4 protein-coding genes and 1 pseudogene are annotated in these 5906 nt (G+C 65.8%); all 5 read left to right on the plus strand.

Translation table 11 applies throughout. From position 1 onward, the window contains the following. A pseudogene (locus tag FVW20_RS06045) lies at positions 1-210 on the plus strand (type I restriction endonuclease subunit R); the annotation flags it as partial. A 725-nt stretch (positions 211-935) separates the two neighbouring features. Continuing rightward, on the plus strand, positions 936-1718 hold the full coding sequence (locus FVW20_RS06050) for a hypothetical protein (protein ID WP_196608726.1): 783 nt from the start codon (positions 936-938) through the stop codon (positions 1716-1718). Between the two features lie 2 nt (positions 1719-1720). Continuing rightward, positions 1721-3550, plus strand: coding sequence for a triose-phosphate isomerase (locus tag FVW20_RS06055; protein ID WP_196608727.1), 1830 nt, complete (start codon positions 1721-1723; stop codon positions 3548-3550). A gap of 506 nt (positions 3551-4056) precedes the next feature. Beyond that, positions 4057-4854: a septal ring lytic transglycosylase RlpA family protein gene (locus FVW20_RS06060; protein ID WP_231038916.1), complete on the plus strand. Its 798-nt coding sequence runs from the start codon at positions 4057-4059 to the stop codon at positions 4852-4854. Between the two features lie 364 nt (positions 4855-5218). Next, the coding region (locus FVW20_RS06065; RefSeq protein WP_372434970.1) for a glycosyltransferase family 9 protein at positions 5219-5906 on the plus strand (688 nt) is incomplete at its 3' end.

Raw genomic sequence — 5906 nt, forward strand, 5'->3', positions numbered from 1 at the left:
CGCGACGCCCTGCTCATGGCCGCCGTGGATGGCGCGGTACTGGGCGAGGGCATGCGGGCGCTGCCCAAGCGGGAAGCTTTGCGACGTCTGGCGGCGGAGCACCCGTGTCCGACGCTGGCGCCGGAACGCGCGGCGGGCGAGCGGCGGATACTGGGGGCGTACACGGCGTTTCTGAAACGGTGCTGCGGCGAGGATGTGTGTTTGTTGTAGCCGCGTGGCGGGGTGTGGGGGAGGGGAGAGGATAGGAGAGGTAGCGCCTTGTTGGATGTGTTTTCTGCGAAGACACGCCAGCCCTTTTGATTGCCCTCGATTTCGTTATGCCTCCGGCGGGCAAGGGGCCATCGCGCTGCGGTCGCCATCCGTAAGACTCGCGCGTTGCGTACGATGGCCGTATGGCTCGCAAGCTCGCCAACGGCCACGCTTCGCGCCTTTCGGGTCGATCTACGCGCTCGCCTAACGGCTGCCGCAGAGCGGCGGCCCCTTGCATCCCCGCGCTCCAGGGGGGCTGCGCCTCAGCCCTGCTATCTTCAGCCGTAAGACTCGCGCGTTGCGTACGATGGCCGTATGGCTCGCAAGCTCGCCAACGGCCACGCTTCGCGCCCTTCGGGTCGATCTTCGCGCTCGTCTAACGGCTGAAGTCCTGGACCCCCGATGTATCCTGCACCGCATTCCTGTGCCGGAGGGAAGCTGTCCGGCACAGGAATGCGGTGCATGACGACACGGGGTTCCAAGGGGCGGAGCCCCTGGACCGCGTGGGTGCAGGGGGTGTTCGTTGCAACACCCCCTGCCCGCCGGAGGCATAGCGAGATCAAGCCCCCTAACCGCGCACGCCTGTCTTCATCAAGGCCACGTCGCGCACGGCGATAGCCCTTCACCCCATACTTCCCGTTCTTGTCAAATCACGCTATACATCCCGCCTTGGAGTACCACGCACCATGTCGAGACGCTGGGTAGAGGCCAATCTGGCCGAGTTCGCACGGGACGTCATGCGGGATTTCTGCATGGCGAGCGTCGTGCTTGAGGGGCAGTTCCACCGCTTCGACGAGGCCGGTGCCGTGTCCTTCCCCGTCATGCGCGACCTTCTGGGCGAGATGATGAACAAGGGGCTGCTCTGGCGTCTGAAGGACACCGCGCATCACCTCTTCCGCAACGACCCGGCGCAAGACCCTGTGGCGCCCATGCTGGACTGGGCCGTGGGCTACGCCTTTCACGAATGCGTGAAGCTGAAGGAAGACGCCTACCAGCACCAGCACTACGCGCCGCAGTACCGGGCCCTGCGAGAGCAGGACATGGGGGAGGAGCTGCGGTCCATCGTCGAGCCGCTCGCATCCATGCTGGCCCAGACGCGGGAAAGCATGGAGCGCGAAATCCGGCGCATCCGCTACATCCTTGGCCGCATCCGCAGGCTGATGTGCCTGTACTACGCCGCCCACGGGGGCAACCGGCTGCTGGCGCGGCTGCTGTTCGACCGCGACGAGCTTGTGCGCTCGGTGTTCGGTGAAGAGTACGGGCCGCTGCTGCAAGGACTGTACGGCGACAAGCCGGAGCGCATGTTCATCCAGGCGGGGGAATCCCTGCTTGACGGCGGCAGGCCCGAAGACGCCCTGCGCGCCGCCCACGCCGCCGTGGCCCTGGCGCCCGGCTGTCGGCGCGCGCACCGCCTTGTGGCCGAGGCGGAACAGCGTATCGATCAGACCCCCCGAAGGAGGGCCATCTAGCCATGAGCCTGCTGCATCTTCATCGCGCTTCCTCCCGCGTACGGCTGGAGAACCGCGACGACCCCGAACTGTACCGCGAGATCTTTCCCTATTCCAAGATCAGCCGCGTGGAGTTCGACGACATCTTCCTGATGCCGCGCCCGGCAGAGCCGATGTTCATCACGGACACGACTTTCCGCGACGGCCAGCAGGCCCGCCCGCCCTACACGGTGAAGCAGATCGTGCACATCTTCGACATGCTGCACCGCCTTGGCGGTCGCAGCGGGCTCATCCACGCCTCGGAGTTCTTCATGTACTCCGACAAGGACCGCAGGGCCATCGAGGCCTGTCGGGCCAAGGGGTACAAGTTTCCCCGCGTCACCGGGTGGATACGGGCCAACGTCAACGACCTGAAGATAGCGCGGGACATGGAGTTCGAGGAAGTGGGCCTGCTGACCAGCGTGTCGGACTACCACCTGTACCTCAAGCTGGGCCTGGACCGAGAAAAGGCCATGGACAACTACCTGCGCGTGGTGGAACAGGCGTTGGAATGGGGCATAACCCCGCGTTGCCACTTCGAGGACATCACCCGCGCAGACATCCACGGTTTCTGCCTGCCCTTCGCGCGCAGGCTGATGGACCTTTCGAAGCAGAGCGGCCAGCCGGTCAAGATCCGCATGTGCGACACCATGGGCTACGGCGTGCCGTACCCCGGCGCAACGCTGCCTCGCTCCGTGCCGCGCATCGTGCGCGCCATGACGGACGAAGGCGGCGTGCCCGGACAGTGGCTGGAATGGCACGGCCACAACGACTTCCACAAGGTGCTCATCAACGGGGCCACGGCGTGGCTGTACGGCTGCTCCGGCGTCAACTGCACGCTTCTGGGCTTTGGCGAGCGCACCGGCAACACTCCGCTGGAAGCACTGGTGATCGAATACATCTCGCTGACCGGCGACGATGACGCCGCCGATACCCGGGTCATCAACGAAATTGCCGAATACTTCGAGAAGGAACTGGATTACCGCATCCCCGACAACTACCCGTTCGTGGGCAAGGACTTCAACGCCACCAGCGCGGGCATCCACGTGGACGGCCTGGCCAAGAACGAGGAAATCTACAACATCTTCGACACGCGCAAGATCCTGAACCGACCGGTGCCCATCATCATCACCGACAAGTCGGGGCGCGCGGGCGTGGCCTACTGGATCAACCAGTACCTGGGCCTGCCCGAAGACCGGCACGTGTCCAAGAAGCACCCCGCCGTGGGCAAGATCTACACCAAGATCATGGACGCCTACGAAAAGGGCCGCAACACGTCCTTCTCCAACAAGGAAATGAAGGCCCTGGTGCGACGCTTCATGCCCGAGCTGTTCGCCTCGGAATTCGACCAGATCAAGAAGCTGGCGGGCGAGCTTTCGGCGCACCTGATCATCAAGCTGGCCCAGGAATGCCAGATCACCGGCCTTGGCGGCGAGGACAAGTACCCGTGCATGCGCGACTTCGTGCGCGAGTACCCGTTCATCCAGTACCTGTACCTCACCGACAAGGAGGGCAAGCTGCTCTCCGCCGCAATCACCGACCCGGCGTACAAGTCGAAGTACGAACAGCTGCCGCTGGGCTTCGACTTCTCCAACCGCGCCTGGTTCATCCGGCCCATGCAGACCGGCGAACTGCACATCACCGATGTGTACCAGTCGCAGTTCACCAGCCAGCTCATCCTTACCGTGTCCACGGCGGTCACCGACGACAAGGACGAGATCACCGGGGTCATCGGTGCGGACATCCAGATCGAACAGTTGCTCCGCCAGGCCGAGGCCATCGAGGACGTGGTGGACAGCGATTCCGACGACTAGCCATCGATGGCAAAGGCCCGGAAGCGGCAACGCTTCCGGGCCTTTCTTTGTTTGCGGCGCAAGCCTGCGCGCCCCGTCAGGCGCAGGGCCGGGGCAGTGCGGGGCAGGGCCGATGCCCTGGATTTGGCGGAGGGGGCGTATCCGCCGTGTCGTGGCCCGGCAGGACTGCTGCGGCGGCATGCGCCCACGCCCCATGGGGAGTGCTCCGCCGCACCGGGCCGGGCGGAACGGCATTGCGCCGTAACCGTCGCGGCCTGCTGCGGCGCGTGGCAGACGGATGTGCAAGCAGTTGCGTGCGCGACTGTTTTCGGTAACAGTCCTGAAAGCGCACGGCGCGTCGTGTCGCCCTGCCCGGTGCGTCACGTTTCGCATATTGCGCCGCCCCCCCCGTTGCGGCCACATGCCGTGCGTGTTTGCAATGACCGTTTTCCGCTGCCGCCCGATTGCGCCATGATTCGCTCATGGCCGCGTACCCGCCGTATCCGGCGCAACCCGACGGAGCCTTGATGCCGCACCTTCGCCCCAGCCAGACCTGTTCCGCGTCGCCCCGCCTCGTCCTGCCCGCCTTGCCCGTAGTCTCCGTAATCCTGTTGCTGCTTGCCGCGCTGCTGGTGGCGGGCTGCGGTTCCGGCCCTCGCCGCATTTCCACGTCGCCGTCGGACCAGTCCGTGAAGTACCCCAAGGGCCAGCCCCAGGGACCGCGCGCCAAACCGTACACGGTGCTGGGCAAGACCTACCATCCGCTGCTTTCGGCGCACGGGTTTTCGGAAGAGGGCATCGCCTCCTGGTACGGCAAGGATTTTCATGGCCGCAAGACCGCCAACGGCGAAACCTACGACATGTACGGGCTGACCGCCGCGCACAAGCTGCTGCCGTTCAACACCGTGGTCAAGGTGACCAACCTTCAGAATGGCCGGTCCACCACCGTGCGCGTCAACGACCGCGGCCCCTTCGTGGGCGACCGGATCATCGACCTGACCAATACCGCCGCCAACCAGATCGGCATGCTGGGCCCCGGCACCGCGCGGGTGCGGGTGGAAACCGTGGGCGACGTGCCCGGCCTGCAGGACGGCGACATGACGGGCCGCTTCTACGTGCAGGTGGGCGCCTTCTCCAACAAGGACAACGCCAGCCGCCTGGTGACCCGCCTGCAAGGCCAGGGCTGGAACGCCCGGATGTACTGGGCCGACATGGTCCGGTTCTGGCGCGTCCAGGTGGGTCCGTGGAGCACCCTGAGCGAAGCCGAGCGCATGCGCGAGAAGCTCAAGGGTGATTTTGCGGTCAACTTCGTGGTGGCCGACTAGCGCACTCCGTCTTTTCGTCCTCCGGCAGACCGACCCGAAGGGCGCGAAGCGTGGCCGTTAGGCGAGCTTGCGAACCTTACGGCCATCGAGAGCAACGCGTCAGATTTCGCCTTTTGCTCCGGTCACGTACGAGAAGAGCGCGCTGCGGTCGCCATCCGTAACACTCACGATGTTCGTGTAACGGCTGCCGCGCGCTCCCTTCGCAAAAGACTCATCTTCCTTGCCGGAGAACGAAAATCCTGTCGTGCGCAAGCGTCGTCAGCACTTGGGTAATTGGCTGACCCGCGCGTGGTACTCATGCTTCGCCAATCCGATGCCCGCCTCCCCCGTTTCCTTTCGGACCTGCTCACGGTAAGGATGCGCCATGAACCTTCTGCTGGTGAACCTGACCCGCTTCGGCGACCTGCTGCAAACGCAGCCGGTGGTGCATGGCCTGCGCGCGGGGGGGCACCGGGTGGGGCTGGTGTGTCTGGAGAATTTTGCCGGGGCGGCTGCGCTGCTGGAAGGCGTGGACCACGTGGCGGCCCTGCCGGGTTCGGCGTTGCTGGCGGGCGTGCAGCCCGGTGGCGACTGGCGGGCCTGCACTGCGGGTCTGATGACCTGGGCCGAACGGTTGCGCGATGCCTATGCCCATGATGCGGTGCTGAACCTCACGGCCACGCTGGGTGGCCGCCTGTTGGGGCGGCTGCTGGCGGGCCACGGGAGTGACGGGAGCGACAAGGGAACCGGGGGCGACCTGCGCGGCTTCGGGCTGGACCCGTTCGGATTCGGCGTCAACGCCGACCCGTGGTCGGCCTTTCTGCAAGCCTCCACCCGGCAGCGCGGATGCAGCCCGTTCAACCTCGTGGACCTGTTCCGCATGGCGGCGGGCGTGGGCAACGTGGACCCGGTGTACCGGTTGCGCGCGCCCACTCCGGACGCCCTTGCCGAGGCCGGGGCACGACTGGCCCAGGCCGCACCGCCCGACCATGCCGGATACGTGGCCATGCAGCTTGGCGCCAGCGAAGAACGACGCCGCTGGCCCGTGGCCCACTTCACGGCGCTGGCCGCCC

The organism is Nitratidesulfovibrio oxamicus, from assembly GCF_015731765.1.
GTDB classification, from domain to species: Bacteria; Desulfobacterota; Desulfovibrionia; order Desulfovibrionales; family Desulfovibrionaceae; genus Cupidesulfovibrio; species Cupidesulfovibrio oxamicus.

Excerpts from the sequence above, each read along its gene's own strand:
- FVW20_RS06050 (WP_196608726.1), top strand. The coding sequence starts at position 936 with ATGTCGAGACGCTGGGTAGAGGCCAATCTGGCCGAGTTCGCACGGGAC.
- FVW20_RS06060 (WP_231038916.1), top strand. The coding sequence starts at position 4,057 with ATGCCGCACCTTCGCCCCAGCCAGACCTGTTCCGCGTCGCCCCGCCTC.
- FVW20_RS06055 (WP_196608727.1), top strand. The coding sequence starts at position 1,721 with ATGAGCCTGCTGCATCTTCATCGCGCTTCCTCCCGCGTACGGCTGGAG.